Consider the following 18,894-nt stretch of genomic DNA (forward strand, 5'->3'; position numbering starts at 1 on the left):
AAGCAGATCAAAAACAGAACGAAAACGGCGATAGCTCCTCGGACCGGTAGGAGCGAACTTGTTCGCGAGACGTCAGCACATCCAATACAGGTTTCGTCTGACACACCGCATCGCAGCCTTCGGCAGCTCCTACAGAAAATCGGTAAGTTCACAAATCAGGTCGGCTCTCAGGCCGCCGCGCTTTTGATTTTGAGCGCCCCGTTAAACCACGCAGGCCGAACGCAGATTCTGAAGCGTGGGCAACCCGGCAGGACGCCGGGTTAGCCGCACCGGGCCATGGATGGCCCATTGCGGCGGCCCACGGTTCAGTATCTGCGGGCGGACATCCCGAGCCTAGGCGAGGGACCGAGTGGTGGGGCAAGAGCGTTTTGGTTACTTTTGCGCTCTATCAAAAGTGACGCGCTGTAAGAGCGCAACCAATAGCAGCAATGACCGCGGTAACGGATATGTACGCAAGAATCACGATATGAAGATGTGTAGGTACCGATGCTGGTTCACAATAGGTTCGCTACGAACTTAAGACAACCCCGCCTCCCCCCAATGTGTCTTATAATCCCCGGTTCTTGTAGCGCTGTCGGGCTGATCCTGCGGCCCGAAAACTGGATTTTTTCATGTTACGAATCACCGAACTCAAGCTGCCGATCGACCACCCGGACGAAGACCTGCGGCCCGCCCTCCTGCAGCGCTTGGGCATCGCCAGCGATGAACTGCTGGAATTCACCCTGTTCAAGCGCAGCTACGATGCGCGCAAAAAGTCCTCCGAGCTGTGCTTCATCTACACCATCGATTTCGAAGTGCGTGATGAAGCCGCCCTGCTGTTGCGTCATGCCGATGATCGTCATCTCAACCCCGCGCCAGACGTCAGCTATAAAGTCGTTGGCCATGCGCCAGAAGGACTGACCGAACGCCCAGTGGTCGTCGGCTTCGGCCCCTGCGGGATTTTCGCGGGGCTGCTGCTGGCACAGATGGGCTTCAAACCGATCATCCTTGAGCGCGGCAAGGAAGTCCGTCAGCGCACCAAAGATACCTGGGGCCTGTGGCGCAAGAACGTGCTGAACCCCGAGTCCAACGTGCAGTTTGGCGAAGGCGGCGCCGGGACCTTCTCCGACGGCAAGCTCTACAGCCAGATCAAGGACCCGAAATTTCACGGTCGCAAGGTCCTGCACGAGTTCGTCAAAGCTGGCGCACCTGAGGAAATTCTCTACGTCAGCAAACCCCACATCGGTACATTCCGGCTGACTGGTGTCGTGGAAAACATGCGTCACCAGATCGAAGCGCTGGGCGGTGAAGTGCGCTTCGAGCAACGCGTGACCGACGTGCTGATCGACAATGGCCAACTGCAGGGTGTGGTGCTCGACGGTGGCGAGCGTATCGACTCCCGGCACGTGATCATGGCCTTGGGGCACAGCGCTCGTGACACATTCAGGATGCTCCACAGCCGTGGCGTTTACATGGAAGCCAAGCCGTTTTCCGTGGGCTTCCGGATCGAACACCCACAATCGCTGATTGACCGTGCTCGCCTGGGCAAGTACGCCGGGCATCCAAAACTGGGAGCGGCCGATTACAAGCTGGTGCACCACGCCAAAAACGGTCGTTCGGTGTACAGCTTCTGCATGTGCCCGGGCGGTACGGTAGTGGCCGCGACGTCTGAACCCAATCGCGTTGTCACCAACGGCATGAGCCAGTACTCGCGTAACGAACGCAATGCGAACTCAGGCATCGTGGTCGGTATTACCCCCGAAGACTATCCGGGCAGCCCACTGGCGGGCATCGAACTGCAAGAGCGTCTTGAATCCCACGCCTATGTGCTGGGCGGAAGCACTTATGAAGCGCCTGCGCAGTTGGTTGGTGATTTCATTGCAGGCAAAACATCGCAGGCACTCGGTAGCGTAGAGCCATCCTACAAGCCGGGCGTCAAGCTGGTGGACCTGGCAGACGCCCTGCCCGCTTATGCCATCGAAGCCATTCGTGAAGCACTGCCAGCGTTCGATAAGCAGATCAAAGGTTTTGCCCTGCATGACGCCGTACTGACCGGGATCGAAACCCGTACTTCTGCGCCATTGCGTATCACCCGAAACGAAAGCATGCAAAGCCTGAACGTCAAAGGCCTGTTTCCGGCCGGTGAAGGTGCGGGTTACGCCGGGGGCATCTTGTCAGCCGGGGTTGATGGCATCCGAATCGCTGAGGCTTTAGCAAGAAGCATGTTGGGTATCGAAGTCTGATCGAAGTGAGATTTCAGAAGATTCCCACACAACAAAAAGAATCTTCCTACTACTAAAAACGCACTAACTGACAGACTCGGAAACACTCTAAATTGGTCATTCCGCTTAGAACAAAAACGAATATAACTTTTGTTTTAACGGCGGGAAGTCCGGGTTAGGGTGTCGCTCCTTTTTGTTGGATGGGAGCGCAAACCTTGCCTCTGCGTATTACTGTCACTCGTTTTTTCCAGCTTGAAGCGGCGGGTGGTCTGTTATTGATCGCCGCCGCTGCCTTGGCGCTGCTCATCAATAACTCGCCGCTGTCGTGGATTTACAACGCGTTCCTCGACACCCCAGTTGTAGCGCAGATCGGAGCTGTAAAAATCGCCAAACCGCTATTGCTGTGGATCAACGACGGCATGATGGCGCTGTTCTTTCTGCTGATTGGCCTGGAGGTCAAACGGGAAGTTCTGGAGGGCCATCTTTCACGCCCCTCGCAGATCATTCTTCCGGGCACCGCGGCTATCGGCGGTATGGTGATTCCGGCGCTGGTGTTCTGGGCGCTGAACAAAGGCGATGCGGCGGCGATGAATGGCTGGGCTATTCCCATGGCCACCGACATTGCCTTCGCGCTGGGCGTGCTGGCGTTGCTGGGCAAGCGAGTCCCGGTGTCGCTCAAGCTGTTTCTGATGACGCTGGCGATCATCGATGACCTCGGCGCGATCATCGTCATCGCGCTGTTCTATTCAGGCGAACTGTCGAACCTGTCGCTGATCCTGGCGGGCTCTTCGATCGTGGCGTTGATTGCGATGAACAGGTTAGGCGTACGTAAGCTGGGCCCTTATCTGCTGATCGGTTTGCTGCTTTGGGTATGCGTACTCAAAAGCGGTGTGCATGCGACGCTCGCGGGCGTGGTGTTGGCGTTCTGTATTCCTTTGCGCACAGTTGACCACGACTCATCACCACTGCTGACCCTGGAACACGCGCTGCATCCTTGGGTCGCTTACGGCATTCTGCCGCTATTCGCCTTTGCCAACGCTGGCGTCTCCCTGAGTGGCGTGACACTGGAAAGCTTCACCCATCATGTGCCAATGGGCATCGCAGCTGGCTTGCTGCTGGGCAAGACTGTTGGCGTGTTTGGTCTCACCTGGCTTGCGATCAGGATCGGTATCGCCAAACTCCCCGGCGGAGCCAACTGGGGTCAGGTGCTGGGTGTCTCGATTCTCTGCGGGATTGGTTTCACCATGAGCCTGTTCGTCGGCTCGCTGGCGTATGTGCCCGGTAGCAGCGAATACGCAGGCGTGGATCGCATGGGGATTCTGACTGGCTCAATACTCGCGGCTTTTATCGGCTATGCCGTCATGGCGGTTAGCAGTCGTAAAAACCCAGTCCGTTGAACTGAAATAATCTTTTGTAGGAGCTGCCGAAGGCTGCGATAGCGGTATGTCAGGATGAATGCATCGCAGCCTTCGGCAGCTCCCACAGGGAAGTGCTCGCCGCGCGACACAGGAAACAGCGTGACGCCAAAGTCACCAACGATCACCCACAAAAAACCCGATCACCAGGATCGGGTTTTTATGTTTCAAAACGCTACTGAAACAGTGCAGTCACTCAATGAGAGACGCGGCTGGTACCGTTGACGGTCATGATGCGAACGCGCTCGCCCACCCGGAAAATCTCGTTTTCCTGAACTTGCTGCACGTAAGCACGCATAGAGCCATCGTCTTCACGCACAGTGATTTCAACGCCCTGGGTACGGGTCAGACCTTCTTCAGTGGCAGAACCCAGCAAGCCACCCGCTACCGCACCGATAACGGCCATGACGATGCTGCCACGGCCACCACCGATTGCACTGCCGCCTACGCCACCGACGACCGCGCCAGCACCCGCGCCGATTGGCGTCTTGCTGCCTTCGATCTTGACCGGACGCAGAGATTCGATGGTGCCCAGGCGAACGGTCTGCACTGTCCGCGCTTCGTCACGGGAATAAGAGTCGCCAGTCAGGTTCGACATGCAGCCAGTGAGGGTCATGGCCAAAGCAGTGAACGTGGCAACCAGCAGAACAGACTTACGCATAAAGGTATCTCCAGAGGAACATGCAGCCATTAGACTCTGCGCTGTGAGCGCTGTCACGTGCCGCGCCTCGTTAATTTATTTTCATTCAGGCGGTATACAGCACCGGCTGCCATAACTCTAGGACGAGTTGGCCGCTGAATAATTCAAACAAACCGATGGGTTAACAGGCGGCTAAGGAGCCAGACGCTCGCGTGTCCACTGTGTGTCCACAAGGCGATAATTCAGACGGTCGTGCAGACGACTAGGGCGGCCTTGCCAGAACTCGATGCGCTCAGGCAGCAGACGGTAACCACCCCAGTGCTCAGGGCAATGCGGCTGGATGTCCATGAAGCGTTGCTCGGTGGCTTTAATCATCCCTTCAAGCTCGGAGCGATCGGCGATAACCCGACTTTGAGGTGAAGCCCAGGCCCCAAGACGGCTACCCAAAGGACGCACCTGAAAATAGGCGTCGGACTCTTCGGGAGTGACTTTCACCACTTGCCCCTCAATCCGTACCTGACGCTCCAGCGTCGGCCAGAAGAACGTCATCGCCGCAAACGGACGTGCTGCCAGTTGCTGCCCTTTGGCGCTGTCGTAGTTGGTGAAGAACGTGAAGCCTTCAGCATCCAGGCCCTTGAGCAACAGAATGCGGCAATGTGGACGGCCTTGATCATCAACCGTCGCCAGCGTCATCGCATTGGCTTCAACAGGTGCCTGCTCGGTTTTGACCGCCTCGGCAAACCATTGATGAAAAAGCGCGAACGGCTCATCGGGTGCCTGCGCTTCAGTCAAACCATCGCGGGCATAGTCACGGCGCATATCAGCCAGAGACTGGGTCATGACGTCTTTCCTTGATTCAAAAGCAAAGTCGCAGACTCGCGCATTCATGCGCGAGTCTGCGAGTGTTTTAGTTGCTGGCCTGATCGGTAGCCGCAGGTTTCTTCTTCACTGCGGCCTTGGCAGGGGCGGCCTTGGCGGGCGTCGCCTTTTTCGCCGGAGCGGCTTTCTTGGCAGCAGGCTTGCTCGCAGCAGCTTTCTTGGCCGGTGCTGCTTTGGCTGGCGCAGGAGCAACGGCTGGCGCTGGTTTGACGTCTTGAGCAGCAACCATGGTCGGCGCTGGCGGCAAGGCGTATTTGCTCATCAGCGCGAGCATGGTGTTTTCCGGCGTCATGACGATTTCCACACGACGGTTCAGCTTGCGACCTTCAGCGCTGTCATTGGCTGCACGGGGCATGACGGCGCCCATGCCACGCAGGCTCAGGCGATTACGCTCCAGACCACTGAGGCGGAAAATAGCCGCAACCGACTGGGCGCGTTCCTGGCTGATTTTCTGATTCGCCGGGGCTGCGCCGGTGGTGTCCGCGTGACCCAATACCAGAACAGCGGTTTTCGGATCAGCTTCAACCAGTTTGGCCAGACGCGTGATCGGGCCCAGTGTCACTGGCAGCAACATGGCCGGACGATCAGGGTTGAACGAGCTGTCTACAGGGGCAGTGATCACCAGAACATCTTCACGACGCTCAAGTTCGAACGGGCTGTCCTTGATGGCCAGGCGCAGGCGTGGCTCGTAGTCATCCAGCCAGGCCTGAGTCACTTTAGGATCAACCTTGGGCACTGCCTTGGCTTCTTCTTTCTTGTCGCCGCCGAACGGCCACCACCACTTGCTATCGGTTTCACTCTTGGCAATCAGCGGCGGCACGCTCTTGTCCGCTGGTTTGGCGGGTGCTGCAGCCACTTCAGCTTTTGGCTCGGCACTGTCACTGGATGCGAACGGCCAGTACCAATGAGTGCCGCTCTCGGCCTTGGCTACTGGAGCAGCAGGCTTGGCAGCAGCAGTCGGAGCAGCGGCAGGAGCTTTTTCCGGGGATTTGACAGGTGCTGCGTCGGCAACCTTGTCAGAGCCGAATGACCACCAGCTGTTGCCAGCGTCAGCGGAATCATTTTTTGGCGTTTGCGCACAGCCGGTTACGGCGAGGCAAAGGGCGATTGCGAGGCTTTTATTGGATGACATGGATGACCCACAAAAAGTAGTAAACAGACAATGAACTTGGCAGTGCCCATATAACACGCATAAACGGGCAGTTGGAAAAGGAAACCGTCGCACGGTTCCTGTTCGGGGGTATTAACTGACAGTCGGTATTAAACAAGCACTTATGACGACAACTTAGCGCAAACACTCACCTAGCACCCGCACCAGATTCTGTGCTCGCGGATCCATCAATACATAGGGGCCGAGGGTGTTGGTGACGAAGCCGAATGCAACGTCGCGATCAGGGTCAGCAAAGCCGATCGACCCGCCAGCGCCAGGATGACCGAATGCTTTCGGGCCCAGACCGTAGGTAGCGTTTGGCACATCGGGTTGATCAAGCATGCAGCCCAGACCAAAGCGGGTCTGGGTTAACAGCGTTTTGTCCTGGCCTAGGCTGTGTTCGCGAGTCAGTTCGTTGAGCAGCTCAGGTTCCAACAGGCTGCCATCTAGCAGACCGTTGTAGAACCCGGCCAGACTGCGGGCATTGCCGTGTCCATTGGCAGCGGGTTGCTGCATGCGCCGCCACTCGGGCTTGTTGGTGCTGGTCATGATCGACGGAGGATTGGTAAACGCCCTCGCCGTCATCGAATTGGGCTCGCGCATGGTGGTTTGCAACAGGCGCTGGGCAGACTCATCACCCGCATTACCTTTACTGCGAGCGATGTGCGCAACGCGATGAAACTCTTCATCAGGCAGGCCGACATGGAAATCCAGCCCCAGCGGGCGAGAAATGCGTGCAGCGATGGCCTCTCCCGGCCCGCGCCCGTCAGCACGGCGCAGCATTTCGCCCACCAGCCAACCGTAAGTGATCGCGGCATAGCCATGGCCTTGACCGGGCGTCCACCAAGGCTCTTCTGCGGCCAGCGCTTCGGTCATCGCGGCCCAGTCATAAAGTGCTTCAGCGGGGAGCATTTCGCGCAGAGCAGGAAGACCGGCCTGATGACACAACAATTGGCGCAGGGTAACTGCGCCCTTGCCTGCCTCTGCGAATTCAGGCCACAGGCGGGCGACAGGCTCGTCGAGCTTCAGCTTGCCTTCACCGACCAGTTGCAGGGCAGTGACGGCGGCGAAGGTTTTGGTGCAGGAAAACAGGTTGGCGATGGTATCGGTGTGCCAGGCCTCGGCCCCGTCCTTGTCGGCCGTGCCAGCCCAGAGGTCAATGACGGTTTCACCGCCAATTTGAATGCACAGCGCTGCGCCACGCTCCTGGGTATCGTCGAAGAGCGCCGCAAACGCTTCGCGCACTGCCTCGAACTTAAGCTCGAAATGACCCTGAATCTGCACCCGCTGGCTCCTGAGTTGGCTGATGAAAAAGTGGCGTGCATTGTTTCAGCGATTGAGGTGTTTGTGAACAGACGCGGATCACCACCCAAAGACTTGATGGCCCTGACCGGTAGGAGCGAACTTGTTCGCGAAGCGTTGGCACAAGCGACAAACAGGCAGCGCCTGCCAAACAGCATCGCGAACAAGTTCGCTCCTACCGGGTTTGCATCCTTCAGGAAATTTCGCGCCTGAACGGCGGCAGCGCATTCAGGATCGCCTTGCCGTAACGCTGGGTTACCACTCGCCGATCCAGCAGCGTGATGGTTCCGCGGTCCTCCTCGGTACGCAGCAAACGACCGCAGGCCTGGACCAGCCGTAATGAAGCATCCGGCACGGCAATTTCCATGAACGGGTTGCCACCCCGCGCCTCGATCCACTCGGCCAGAGCCGCCTCGACAGGATCGTCCGGCACGGCAAAAGGAATCTTGGCAATCACCACGTGCTCGCAATACGCGCCCGGCAAGTCGACACCTTCGGCAAAGCTTGCCAGCCCGAACAGCACGCTGGAATCACCACCATCGACCCGGGCCTTGTGTTTGTTGAGCGTCTCCTGCTTGGACAGGTTGCCTTGGATGAACACCTGCTTGCGCCAGTCGCGCTCCAGCCCATCGAAAACGTCCTGCATCTGTTTACGCGATGAGAACAGCACCAGGGTGCCCCGCGAGCCTTCGACCAGCCCCGGCAACTCGCGAATGATCGCAGCGGTGTGCGCCACAGAATCACGTGGGTCGGCTTTCAGATCCGGCACGCGCAACACCCCGGCGTCGGCGTGATGAAACGGACTGGGCACGACCGCCGTCACAGCCACCTTGGGCAGACCGGCACGCATTCGGAAGCGGTCGAACTTGCCCAGGGCAGTCAGCGTCGCGGAGGTCACCAACGCGCCATAAGCAACGTTCCACAGATTGCGACGGAGCATCTCGGCCGCCAGGATCGGGCTGGCGTTGACTTCGATATCAAACAACGCACCGCTGTCGGCCAGGGTCAGCCAGCGCGCCATGGGCGGGCTGTCTTCCGGGTCTTCAGCGGTGAAGGCCGTCCATAATTCCCAGTTGCCATGGGCCCGGGCCAGCAGGCTACCAAACAGCGGATACCATTCTTCGGCCTGATGGCTGGCAATGCCGATATTCACTTCACCATCCATGCCTTCCTTGAGCAGGTCGGCCAGACGGGTGAACAGGTCATCAAGACGGGCAAAGCCTTTCTTCAACTCGATGCCCATTTCACGAATGTGTTCCGGCACCACGCCACCGATGAACCGATGACGCGGGCGCTCTCGCCCTTGCATGTCCTCACCGGCGCGGAAATCAGCCAGTTGCTCGCAAGCGCTGAACATGAATTGCTGCTGCGCTTTGATCTCCCGGGCCAGCTCCGGCACCTGCTCGATCAACTTGCCCAGATCGCCCGGCAGCGGATTTTGCGCCAGCAGCTTGGCGAGGTTCTTGGCAGTCTGCTCCAGCCAGTCAGCCGTGGAACGAAGCCGCGTGTAATGTGCGAAATGGCCGATCGCTTTGTCAGGCAAGTGGTGCCCTTCGTCGAACACATACAAAGTGTCGCGAGGATCGGGCAATACCGCACCGCCCCCCAAGGCCAGATCCGCCAGCACCATGTCGTGGTTCGTCACGATCACGTCGACTTTTCCCATACCTTCGCGAGCTTTATAGAAGGCGCATTGTTGAAAGTTCGGACAATGGCGATTTGTGCACTGGCTGTGATCAGTGGTCAGACGCGCCCAATCCTGATCTTCCAGCGCCTGCGGCCAGCTGTCCCTGTCGCCGTCCCATTTATTCCCGGCGAGCTTTTCGATCATGCTCGTGAACAGTTTCTGACTGGCCTCATCGACCTCGATCTTGAAGCCTTCTTCTTCGAAAAGCTGTGCAGTGGCGTTGGTCGCGTCGCCTTCCTGCAACAACATGTCGAGTTTGGACAGACACATGTAGCGACCGCGCCCTTTGGCCAGGGAGAACGTAAAGTTCAAGCCGCTGTTGCGCATTAGATCAGGCAGGTCCTTGTGGACGATCTGCTCTTGCAGTGCGACGGTCGCGGTAGCGATGACCAGACGCTTGCCCGCCAGCTTGGCCGTGGGGATTGCCGCGATGGCATACGCGACAGTCTTGCCAGTACCGGTGCCCGCTTCCACCGCCACGACGGCGGGGTCGCTGGTGCGTCGACCTTCTTCATCGGTATCGATATCGCCCAGTACTTTGGCGACCTCGGCGATCATCAAACGCTGGCCATAGCGCGGCTTGAGGCTCTTGGCTTCGAGGAAACGCGAGTAGGCGCCCTGAATCTGGGATTTGAGTTCGTTGCTGATCATGGGTTTTGTTGGCTCGGGCGCTACAGGCATCGGTAAAAATTAAAGCGTAAAACGCTGGATATATCTTCAGTAGTTCCAGCAGGCGGCTATCATACCCCGCAAATTCCATCCGCGCAGAACGGAGTACCTGATGACACCCTTTTCCCTCGTCTACACCCTGCATGTTTTGGCCGCGCTGGTCTGGGTTGGCGGCATGTTTTTCGCCTGGATGGTCCTGCGACCAGCGGTCGTCAGCGCATTACAGGGTCCGGCCCGCCTGAAATTGTGGCTGGAAGTGTTTCCGCGATTTTTTGTCTGGGTGTGGGCGGTCGTGGTGGTCTTGCCTATTACCGGGGTCGGCATGATCCAGCTGCAGTTCGTCAGTTTCGAAACCGCGCCGCGCTATGTGCAGGTAATGATGGGGTTGTATGTGGTGATGACCGCGCTGTTCATCCGCATTCAGTCACTGCAACTGCCCGAACTGCGGCGTGCGGTTGAAGCCGAACAATGGGCTGAGGGTGCAGCGGCGCTGGGCCGGATTCGACGGTTGGTGGGTATCAACTTGCTGGTCGGCCTCGCGGTCGTGGCGATTGCAGCGGCCCGGCCTGGCTTCTGAATAAACTTCGGTCTGTAGGAGCGCGCTTGCCCGCGATTCGGTCTGTTAGTCGGTGGATATATCGCCTGTGCTGACGCGATCGCGGGCAAGCGCGCTCCTACGGGTAACGAAGCATTCCAGATCAGATAGCTGTAGTTGGCTCCAACAAGGTCTGGCGGTTGTCACGCGGGACGTTACAACCGCTGCAACGTCAACGCACCAGCAGGTCCAGCCGCACCTGGCTGACCCGCGTCACCGGCGCGTCCGGCCTTGCCGCCATCAGCCCGATACACGAAGCAACCTTTGGATGCGCCACCTTTACCCGGCTTGCCACCGGCACCGGCCAAACCACCGGCTCCGCCCTGAACGTCCACCTTGATACGCTCAACCGGAAAGTCCCGCGGCAGTTCCAGACGCACCTGCGCACCGGCTGCGCCGTCGTGGCCATTGCCGCCGTTATCGCCGTTGTGACCGCGTCCTGCGCTGCCCACCACACAACCAGGGGCTTGACCGTTTGCGCCATCCAGGCCGACATATCCCGGCGAACCGGCACCGCCCCGGGCATCGACGAACAGTTCTTCGCCCTGCAAATGCTCGACGCGCAAGTTCAGGTTACGACCCGGCAATGGCGGCTTTTCATAAGTACCCGGCGCACCGCGAGCAGTAATCTGGCTGCCCGTGCCCAGCTCACCCTGGCGGACCACCAGATTGAGCGCCTGGCTGCTGGGTACAATGGCGATGCGCGCTTCGTGGCCCAACACCAGTTGATCGACTTTCACCTCAGTCAGCCCGGACGGAATCAGCAAGGTGCCGTAATCCGCCACTTCCAGGCGCTCAAGTTGCAACACGCTGGTCTGGCTTGGCAGACGCATCAGTGAATGCGATTCGACAGTGATGGTCTGAGCCATGGCCCAAGGGCTGCAAAAGGCAGCCAGCAAACAAAGCTTACGCATGAGCGGCCTCCTGGGCTTTTTTCGGGAGAGACTTAATGTGGAAGATGCCAAACAGAAGAATACGCAGCCGGTCGCGCCAGGGACGTGGACGTCCGCGCAAGCTGCCATTGAACAGCAACAGCTCAGCGACATGAATCAGCGCTAGAAGGCCGCCCGCAAGCTTGATCAGAGGATCAAACGGCGTCGGCAGCGCCACCATCAAACTGAACAAAACCACCAGCCAGAACGCTGCGGTCAACAGTTTCCCCAATCCCCAAAACACCTTCATTGCCAGAGCCTGTCCGTAATTGTCATGTCTGCAAACGCTTATCGTTGCGAGAAAATTCTGCGCGCACAGTAAACGCCTGCGAGGTGAAATATGCCAGCGCACGACCGAAATTTAATCTGACACGGGTATCGGCTGAATCGGCACTGGCCCGGCACGCATGCCGGGCCAGTGCTTGGAGGTGCTGCGTTAACGGTTGATCTGAATCTCGACACGACGGTTCAGGGAGCGACCACTGGCATTCGAGTTGTCGGCAACCGGACGCGCTTCGCCGTCACCTTCAACAGAAACAAATGCACTGCGTGGAATCCCGGTACTTACCAGGTAATCAGTCACCGACATGGCACGTTTCTGGGAGAGCTTCTGGTTGTAAGTGTCACTGCCAACACTGTCGGTGTGACCGCTGACACGCAGTTGTGCGCTGGGTGCTTCGCGTTTCAGACGGGTAGAGATGAGATCAAGCTTCGACTTGTCGACAGCGGTCAGGCGCGCAGAGTCGAACTCGAACAGTACGTCATTGATGACAATGACCTCCTCCTTGACGACCACCACCTCTTCAACGACTACGGGTGGAGCTGGCGGCGCCAACGGGCAACCGGTCGCGTCTACGGCAACACCTTTTGGTGTATCCGGGCATTTGTCGACGCTGTTTTTCACGCCATCGCCGTCATCGTCGCCATCACCATGAACCCAGCAATACGCGCCAGCCATAATACCCACCGCGCCCCCCAGACCGGCTGATACGGCTGCGCTCTGAAATGCTCCCGCCGCCGCACCCGCCACGCCGCCGCCCAATGCGCAGAGTGGCCAGTCAGTCTTCTGCAGGCCCGCACAACCGGTTAAAACGCTGGTAACCAAAATCAGAGGTAATGCTGTCCGGATTATTCTCATTAGTTTTCTCCCAAGGTTCGGCCCAATCCGCCGCTCATGGAGTAAAGACAGCAAAGTGCCAGCCCGCCACTTTTGGCCTTGTTTTATTGGGGTTTCAGACGTTTTACGAGCTTTTCTGTTGGAGCGAGGCTTGCCCGCGAAAGCTGCGTCTCTAGCTCGAGGAATGTATTGGATCTACCGGAGTCTTCGCGGGCAAGCCTCGCTCCAACCGAGCCAGAGGTGTTCGCCGGGGCTAGGCCCACGCCTCGCCACAGGCTAGTCTTGCAGGTCATAAAGAGGATTTCTGATGAGCGAAGGCTTTTCCACGCGCACACCGCAACAGGCTCTGGCCGCCCTGCTCGACCTGCAGGCTCCCAAACGTTTGCTGTTGATCGGCGCCGAAGCGTTCCCTGCGTTACAGGCATTTCAGGAAGCCCATCCCGACACTCGACTGGCCCACGCCAAACCGGGCGTTCTGCCGCCCGAACTGGCCGCGCAACGCTTTGACCTGGCCTTGGTGGTCGATTGCCTCGAACACATTACCAAGCGCGAGGGGCTGGAACTGCTCGGCGGCATCCGCAACCTGAACGCCAGCCGCATTGCCGTACTGGCTGACCTGCAAGCCTGCGGCTGGAAAGACACAGACTTCTATTCACTGGCGCTGCAGGCCAGTGAACGCTTCACCCGCGATGAACAGGTGCTGACGCTGTACACCTACGATCTACGCGAATACAAACAAGTACCCGATTGGCTCAACGCACGGTTCTGGGCCAATCCGGAAAACTTCGGCAAATACTGGTGGTGAGCTATGAATAGCGCGATTTGCCCCTGCGGAAGTGGGGATCTGCTGGCAGCCTGTTGCGGACCGTTCCACGCTGGCCAGCCTACGCCTTGCGCGGAAAAACTGATGCGTTCACGTTACAGCGCCTACGTGCTTGGCCTGATTGATTACCTGGTCGACACCACGCTGCCGGTGCAGAAAGCCGGGCTGGATCGCGAGTCGATCAGTCAGTGGAGCCTGCAAAGCACCTGGCTGGGTCTGGAAGTGGAAAGCTCGGAAGTATTCGGCGGTAAACCTGAACATGCTTTCGTCACCTTCACCGCCCGCTGGCATGACGGCAGCGGTGAACACAGCCACCGGGAACGTTCTTCTTTTGTACAGAATCAGGGCCGCTGGTATTTCATCGATCCCAACGCAGGGCTCAAGGCCGGGCGTAACGATGCATGCCCATGCGGCAGTGAACAGAAGTACAAAAAGTGCTGCGCCAGCTACGTGAGTTGAAAGGCTTTGCGCTTCACACGAGCTTCAAGTGTGAAGTGTCCGGAACAGGCCCGGCGTGCGTGTTCGGTAGCTGACCCAGCTCGCTTCCAGTCGGTGCGAGACTGAACTGCGAAAAATCCACGGATGGCGCAGGCGTTGCAGGCTTTTGATCCTGCAGGTCGCTGCCCACCTCGCACACTTCAAGATCAGGAGCATCGACGCCGACAAAGGCCGCCATGTACACATCTCTGGGAGTAACTTCTAGTCGGCCGGGCTGTGCAGATGGCCTGGCAACGGCATCTGTCTCAGCCTTTAGCGTTTGCATTTCCAGAACTTCGACCAGCGCCCCGGCACGCTCCAGGGTCGAGCGATACTTTTCTGCGGCTTCACTGTCGAGGTTGTTTTTCAGCACCAGTCGACGCCCACTGAACAGCAACTCCAGCCGTTGTGCGTCGCTTTGAAACAACTTGCCGAGGTTGGCCTGGACCTTGTCCAATTGGGCACCGGGGACCAATTGGCCACTGAATATAATTTCATACAGATTCATTGGTCATACTCTGGGTGCACGTGCGAGAAGTATGCCGCAGCTTCATCAAAAAGGAATGGGCAGTCGCTTTGTCAAACAATGGCTTCACATGGAGCATCCACATGTTTTCACAGGCGCATGTCATACGAGTCCTGGGCGTTGGCCTGTTGCTGTCGCTGCTGAACGGTTGTTCATCCGTACGCGTCAGCGACTATCAGGAGCCTGAGGTACACCTGCTCAAAGTGGAGGTGGTCAAGGCCAGGCTACTGCAGCAGGACTTCAAGTTGCGCTTTCGCGTCGACAACCCGAATGATCGCAGCATGCTGGTGCGCAGCCTGCGCTACAAAATCATGCTCAATGACGTTGTGCTGGCAGAAGGCGAGTCAACCGACTGGTTCGTGGTCGATGCCCAGAGCCGCCGGAATTTTGTGGTGCCGATCCGGACCAACCTCTGGAAGGACTTGAAGCAGATCGCGAAAATGCTGAAAAAAACCGACCAGCCGATCCATTACCGCCTCGAAGGCAAACTCAAGACCGGCTTTTTGTTTCGGCATAACGTGCGTATTGGACGCAACGGCGAGATAATGCCCGGCAATTTTATTCCGGAGTAACCCGATGAACCAGCAAGCCCATGTGCATGGCCCCGATTGCAACCACGATCACGACGACCATGCCCATCACGACCACCAACATGGCCATGTCCATGGTCCGAACTGCGGCCATGCTCATCAGGAGCCGGTGCGTAACGCTTTGAAGGACGTTGGTCGCAACGATCCTTGCCCATGCGGCAGCGACAAGAAATTCAAGAAGTGCCACGGCGCGTAAGCTGACGTGAAACTCGAACGGCCTGCATTGCAGGCCGTTTTCATTTGTGTGGCCGGGCCCTGAGGGAGTAAAACTTGCAGTCCGCGCCATCCAACAGGAGTTTTTGATGATCGACCTGCATTACTGGACCACACCCAACGGCCACAAAGTGTCGATGTTCCTTGAGGAAGCCGGTCTGCCGTACAAGGTCTTCCCGGTCAATATCGGCCAGAACGATCAGTTCAAACCCGAATTCCTGAAAATCTCCCCGAATAACCGTATCCCGGCCATCGTCGATCACGAGCCTGCCGATGGCGGTGAACCGGTCAGCCTGTTTGAGTCCGGTGCGATACTGCTGTATCTGGCTGAGAAGACCGGTCAGTTCATCCCGAAAGACCTGCGCGGACGGCAAGAAGCGTTGCAATGGCTGTTCTGGCAAATGGGCGGACTGGGGCCGATGGCGGGTCAGAATCATCACTTCAGGCGCGCCGCCGAAGAAAAGATTCCTTACGCGATCAAGCGCTATGCCGATGAAACCGCGCGCTTGTATGGCGTGCTGGAAAGGCGCCTGGCCGATCGCGAGTTCGTCGCGGGCAGTGAATACAGCATCGCCGACATGGCGATCTACCCGTGGATCGCGCGGCATACCTGGCAAGAGCTGAACCTGAACGACTTCCCGCACATCAAGCGCTGGTTCGATGCAATCAGTGAGCGCGAGGCGACCCAGCGGGCGTATGCGCTGGTTGATCAGGTGAATCCACAGATCTGAGCCTCGCGAACAAGTTTGCTCTCATCAAAAACAGCAAAATACTGGATTGAAATGCGTTTTCTGTAGGAGCTGCCGAAGGCTGCGAAGCACTTATCCTGCTACACCGCGATCGCAGCCTTCGGCAGCTCCTACAGGTCCTATGTTTGCTTCGGCGTCAGCGACGCGGGCGACTCCTACCGAGCAGAGCCGTCACGCGGTCCAGGTAGGAGGCAACTTGTTGGCGAGACGGTCAACCTGACACTGCCTCGTCCCCCGAGACTCCAAGTCCCGGTTGCTCACACAGTTGCAAATAGCCTCACGAGCTTTGAAAAATCCTGAAATAAACTCCCTCCCCCCGCTTGCGCAGTGCCTGCTCGCTCTCTAACGTAGCGCCTTTTATACGTTAAGCCCCCGCAGGAGTTTCGCCATGGCCTCACCAGCCCGTTCCAACGTTGTAAACCGGTTCGGTGCTGCCGCCGCTACGGTGGGTTTGTTGAGTCTTGCTGGCTGCCAATTAGGCGGGAGCCAAGGCGACTCACTGCTGCCTGCTTCCGGCACCGTTGCGGTCAAAGGCCTGGCTCAGAACGTATCTCTACGGCGAACCAACCTCGGTATGCCGCTGATTGAAAGCAGCACCTTTCACGACGCGCTGTTCACCCTGGGTTACGTGCACGCCAGCGACCGCATCACGCAAATGCTGAGCATGCGCCTGCTGGCCCAGGGTCGTCTGTCGGAAATGGCCGGCCCCGGCGCACTGGATATCGACCGTTTGATGCGCGCCGCGAACCTGAAAAAGAGCGCCAGCGAGCTGTACAACGCGTCCACCCCGCGCCTGCAACGCTTCTTTGAAGTGTATGCCCGTGGCGTTAACGCTTACCTGTTCCGCTACCGTGACAATCTGCCTGCAGATCTGGCCAGTTCTGGCTATCGCCCGGATTACTGGAAGCCCGAGGACTCGGCGCTGATCTTCAGCCTGCTGAACTTCAGCCAGTCGGCAAACCTGCAGGAGGAACTGTCCTCATTGCTGCTGGCGCAAAAAGTCGGCACCGACAAGTTGGCCTGGCTGGTCCCGACCTACCCGGACGAAGAACTGCCGTTCTCCGAAGCCGACAAACTCAAAGGTTTGAACCTTGGCGGACAGGTGTCAGGCCTGAGCGATCTGAATAAAGTCGCCCAGCAACTGACCGACCTGAACATGCTGGGCATTGCTGCCTCCAGCAACTGGGCCATCGCACCACAACGCAGCCGTACCGGCAAAAGCTTGCTGGCCAACGACGTGCAATTGCCTGCCGGGTTGAATTCCGCGTGGAGCTTCGTACAGATTCGCGCCCCGAAATATCAGGCCGCCGGCGCGACAATCGCCGGTCTGCCACTGATTCTGAGTGGTTTCAACGGCAAGCTGGGCTGGTCCATGGCCTCGGTGATGGGCGACAACCAGGACCTGTTTCTGGAAAAGCTGAAACGTGAGAACAATCGCCTGATGTACCTGGCCGATGGCAAATGGTTGCCTGCAACAGCCCATGAAGAAACCTTCATTGTCAAAGGCGGCCGTCCGATTCGTGAAACCGTGTTCGCGACCCGTCACGGCGCGTTGCTCAACAGCAACCCGAGCGAAGGTCAGTTGAACAACAGCCTGGGTCTGGCACTGCAAACACCAGACTTCAAAGACGACAAAAGCCTGGACGCGTTCTTCGATCTGTCCCGCGCGCCGAACGTCGACAAGGCGTTCGATGCCAGCCGTGAAATCCGCGCCATCGCGCTGAACATGGTCTTTGCTGATGCGTCGAACGTCGCCTGGCAAGTCACCGGCCGCTATCCGAATCGCCGTGAAGGCCTGGGCTTGCTGCCTTCGCCGGGCTGGGACAGCCGTTACGACTGGGATGGGTTCGCTGACGCCATGCTGCACCCTTACGATCAGAATCCGCAGCAGGGCTGGATCGGCACCGCCAACCAGCGGACCTTCCCAAAGGGTTACGGCATGCAACTGTCCAACTCGTGGAAAGCCCCGGAGCGTGCAGAGCGTATTGCCGAACTGGCCAACAGTGGCAAGCAGGACACCCGCAGCGTCATTGCCATGCAATACGACCAGAGCACGACGTTTGCCGCCAAGCTGAGAAAAATGTTCGAAGCACCGGGCATGGTCAAACCACTGAAACAGGCCATCGACGCCTTGCCTGAAGCTGAGCGCAGCAAAGCACGGGAAGCGTTTACCCGGCTGATGGCATTCGACGGCAAACTCACGCCAACCTCTGCTGATGCGGCGCTTTATGAGTTGTTCCTGCAGGAAAGCGCCAAGCAGATCTTCCTTGACGAGCTTGGCCCGGAAACCAGTCCGGCGTGGAAAGCGCTGGTGCAGAACGCCAACCTGTCGTACTCGGCACAAGCCGATCATTTGCTGGGACGCGAAGACAGCCCATATTGGGACGACGCGAAAACCCCGCAGAAAGAAGACAAGCCGGCGATTCTGGCCCGCAGTCTGGCGGCAGCAATCACTGCCGGTGACAGCCTGATGGGCACTGATCGCAAAGCCTGGCAATGGGGCAAACTGCATCGCTCGACCCTGCAAAGCAGCGACTTCGCCGCCAACAGCTTCAACCGTGGCCCAAGTGCAACAGGGGGCGACCACAACACGCTGAACATCGCGGCGTATCCATGGGGTCAGCACTTCGACAGCCAGGCGGTGCCGAGCATGCGCATGATCATCGACTTCGGCCAGAGCGAACCGATGCTGAGCCTGATCAACATCGGCCAGTCCGGCAACCCGGCCAGCCCGTATTACACCAACAGCATCGAGCCTTGGCTGAAAGGCCAGTACCAGTCAATCCCGCTGCAAACCCAGAATTACGAGCGGGCTTATGGCAGCAAGCGGTTGACGCTGGTGCCAGGGAAATAATCGCTGGTTTCGCGCGCGGATCCCTCGCGGCTGAAGCCGCTCCTACGGACACCACATAACCGTAGGACCGGCTTT

General features: G+C 58.3%; 18 protein-coding genes. 9 read left to right on the forward strand and 9 right to left on the reverse strand.

The annotated features are described in order from the left end of the window. Positions 1-611: 611 nt before the first annotated feature. Both AO242_RS21975 and nhaA read left to right on the forward strand, forming a co-directional pair. Positions 612-2,222, forward strand: coding sequence for an NAD(P)/FAD-dependent oxidoreductase (locus tag AO242_RS21975; protein WP_099270362.1), 1,611 nt, complete (start codon positions 612-614; stop codon positions 2,220-2,222). Between the two features lie 194 nt (positions 2,223-2,416). Further along, positions 2,417-3,598 (forward strand): Na+/H+ antiporter NhaA, encoded by a 1,182-nt coding sequence (gene nhaA / locus AO242_RS21980; RefSeq protein WP_099270588.1) that lies wholly within the window; start codon positions 2,417-2,419, stop codon positions 3,596-3,598. Positions 3,599-3,812: 214 nt separating this feature from the next. Here nhaA and AO242_RS21985 read toward each other — a convergent pair whose 3' ends face one another. The 5 genes from AO242_RS21985 to dinG all read right to left on the reverse strand — a co-directional run bounded on the left by AO242_RS21985 (position 3,813) and on the right by dinG (position 9,925). Beyond that, positions 3,813-4,277: a glycine zipper 2TM domain-containing protein gene (locus tag AO242_RS21985; protein ID WP_027900841.1), complete on the reverse strand. Its 465-nt coding sequence runs from the start codon at positions 4,275-4,277 to the stop codon at positions 3,813-3,815. A gap of 171 nt (positions 4,278-4,448) precedes the next feature. Continuing rightward, positions 4,449-5,096 (reverse strand): pyridoxamine 5'-phosphate oxidase, encoded by a 648-nt coding sequence (gene pdxH / locus AO242_RS21990; RefSeq protein ID WP_099270363.1) that lies wholly within the window; start codon positions 5,094-5,096, stop codon positions 4,449-4,451. Between the two features lie 67 nt (positions 5,097-5,163). Next, entirely contained in the window at positions 5,164-6,267 is a 1,104-nt protein-coding gene (locus tag AO242_RS21995) for an OmpA family protein (RefSeq protein WP_099270364.1), read from the reverse strand. A gap of 153 nt (positions 6,268-6,420) precedes the next feature. Next, positions 6,421-7,569: a serine hydrolase domain-containing protein gene (locus tag AO242_RS22000; RefSeq protein ID WP_099270365.1), complete on the reverse strand. Its 1,149-nt coding sequence runs from the start codon at positions 7,567-7,569 to the stop codon at positions 6,421-6,423. Between the two features lie 211 nt (positions 7,570-7,780). After that, positions 7,781-9,925 carry an ATP-dependent DNA helicase DinG gene (dinG, locus tag AO242_RS22010; protein WP_027902721.1) on the reverse strand — a complete coding sequence of 715 codons (2,145 nt, stop codon included), beginning with the start codon at positions 9,923-9,925 and terminating at the stop codon, positions 7,781-7,783. 130 nt (positions 9,926-10,055) lie between these two features. Here dinG and AO242_RS22015 point away from each other — a divergent pair, with 130 nt between their 5' ends. After that, positions 10,056-10,520 carry a CopD family protein gene (locus AO242_RS22015; protein WP_027902720.1) on the forward strand — a complete coding sequence of 155 codons (465 nt, stop codon included), beginning with the start codon at positions 10,056-10,058 and terminating at the stop codon, positions 10,518-10,520. A 173-nt stretch (positions 10,521-10,693) separates the two neighbouring features. Here the strand turns inward: AO242_RS22015 and AO242_RS22020 are convergent, their stop codons facing one another. The 3 genes from AO242_RS22020 to AO242_RS22030 form a co-directional block, all read right to left on the reverse strand. Continuing rightward, entirely contained in the window at positions 10,694-11,452 is a 759-nt protein-coding gene (locus AO242_RS22020; protein WP_099270367.1) for a hypothetical protein, read from the reverse strand. Beyond that, entirely contained in the window at positions 11,445-11,720 is a 276-nt protein-coding gene (locus AO242_RS22025) for a DUF1145 domain-containing protein (RefSeq protein ID WP_027902718.1), read from the reverse strand. Before AO242_RS22025 ends, AO242_RS22020 begins: the two co-directional genes overlap by 8 nt. Before the next feature lie 186 nt (positions 11,721-11,906). Then, positions 11,907-12,608 carry an OmpA family protein gene (locus AO242_RS22030; protein WP_099270368.1) on the reverse strand — a complete coding sequence of 234 codons (702 nt, stop codon included), beginning with the start codon at positions 12,606-12,608 and terminating at the stop codon, positions 11,907-11,909. Between the two features lie 286 nt (positions 12,609-12,894). Here AO242_RS22030 and AO242_RS22035 point away from each other — a divergent pair, with 286 nt between their 5' ends. Both AO242_RS22035 and AO242_RS22040 read left to right on the forward strand, forming a co-directional pair. Then, positions 12,895-13,392 carry a DUF6231 family protein gene (locus AO242_RS22035; RefSeq protein WP_027898020.1) on the forward strand — a complete coding sequence of 166 codons (498 nt, stop codon included), beginning with the start codon at positions 12,895-12,897 and terminating at the stop codon, positions 13,390-13,392. Positions 13,393-13,395: 3 nt separating this feature from the next. Continuing rightward, on the forward strand, positions 13,396-13,869 hold the full coding sequence (locus AO242_RS22040) for a YchJ family protein (RefSeq protein ID WP_027898019.1): 474 nt from the start codon (positions 13,396-13,398) through the stop codon (positions 13,867-13,869). A gap of 13 nt (positions 13,870-13,882) precedes the next feature. Here AO242_RS22040 and AO242_RS22045 read toward each other — a convergent pair whose 3' ends face one another. Further along, positions 13,883-14,395: a hypothetical protein gene (locus AO242_RS22045; protein WP_099270369.1), complete on the reverse strand. Its 513-nt coding sequence runs from the start codon at positions 14,393-14,395 to the stop codon at positions 13,883-13,885. Positions 14,396-14,496: 101 nt separating this feature from the next. On the opposite strand from AO242_RS22045, the gene AO242_RS22050 reads away from it, so the two are divergent. The 4 genes from AO242_RS22050 (at position 14,497) to AO242_RS22065 (ending at position 18,819) form a co-directional block, all read left to right on the forward strand. Beyond that, positions 14,497-14,985, forward strand: a complete 489-nt coding sequence (locus AO242_RS22050) for an LEA type 2 family protein (RefSeq protein ID WP_027898017.1) — start codon at positions 14,497-14,499, stop codon at positions 14,983-14,985. 4 nt (positions 14,986-14,989) lie between these two features. Next, positions 14,990-15,199, forward strand: coding sequence for an SEC-C metal-binding domain-containing protein (locus AO242_RS22055; RefSeq protein WP_095101248.1), 210 nt, complete (start codon positions 14,990-14,992; stop codon positions 15,197-15,199). A gap of 106 nt (positions 15,200-15,305) precedes the next feature. Beyond that, entirely contained in the window at positions 15,306-15,947 is a 642-nt protein-coding gene (locus AO242_RS22060) for a glutathione binding-like protein (protein ID WP_099270370.1), read from the forward strand. Positions 15,948-16,353: 406 nt separating this feature from the next. After that, positions 16,354-18,819: a penicillin acylase family protein gene (locus AO242_RS22065; protein WP_099270371.1), complete on the forward strand. Its 2,466-nt coding sequence runs from the start codon at positions 16,354-16,356 to the stop codon at positions 18,817-18,819. Positions 18,820-18,894: the final 75 nt, after the last annotated feature.

Origin of the sequence: Pseudomonas sp. ICMP 561 (assembly GCF_002699985.1) — a bacterium.
GTDB classification, from domain to species: Bacteria; Pseudomonadota; Gammaproteobacteria; order Pseudomonadales; family Pseudomonadaceae; genus Aquipseudomonas; species Aquipseudomonas quasicaspiana.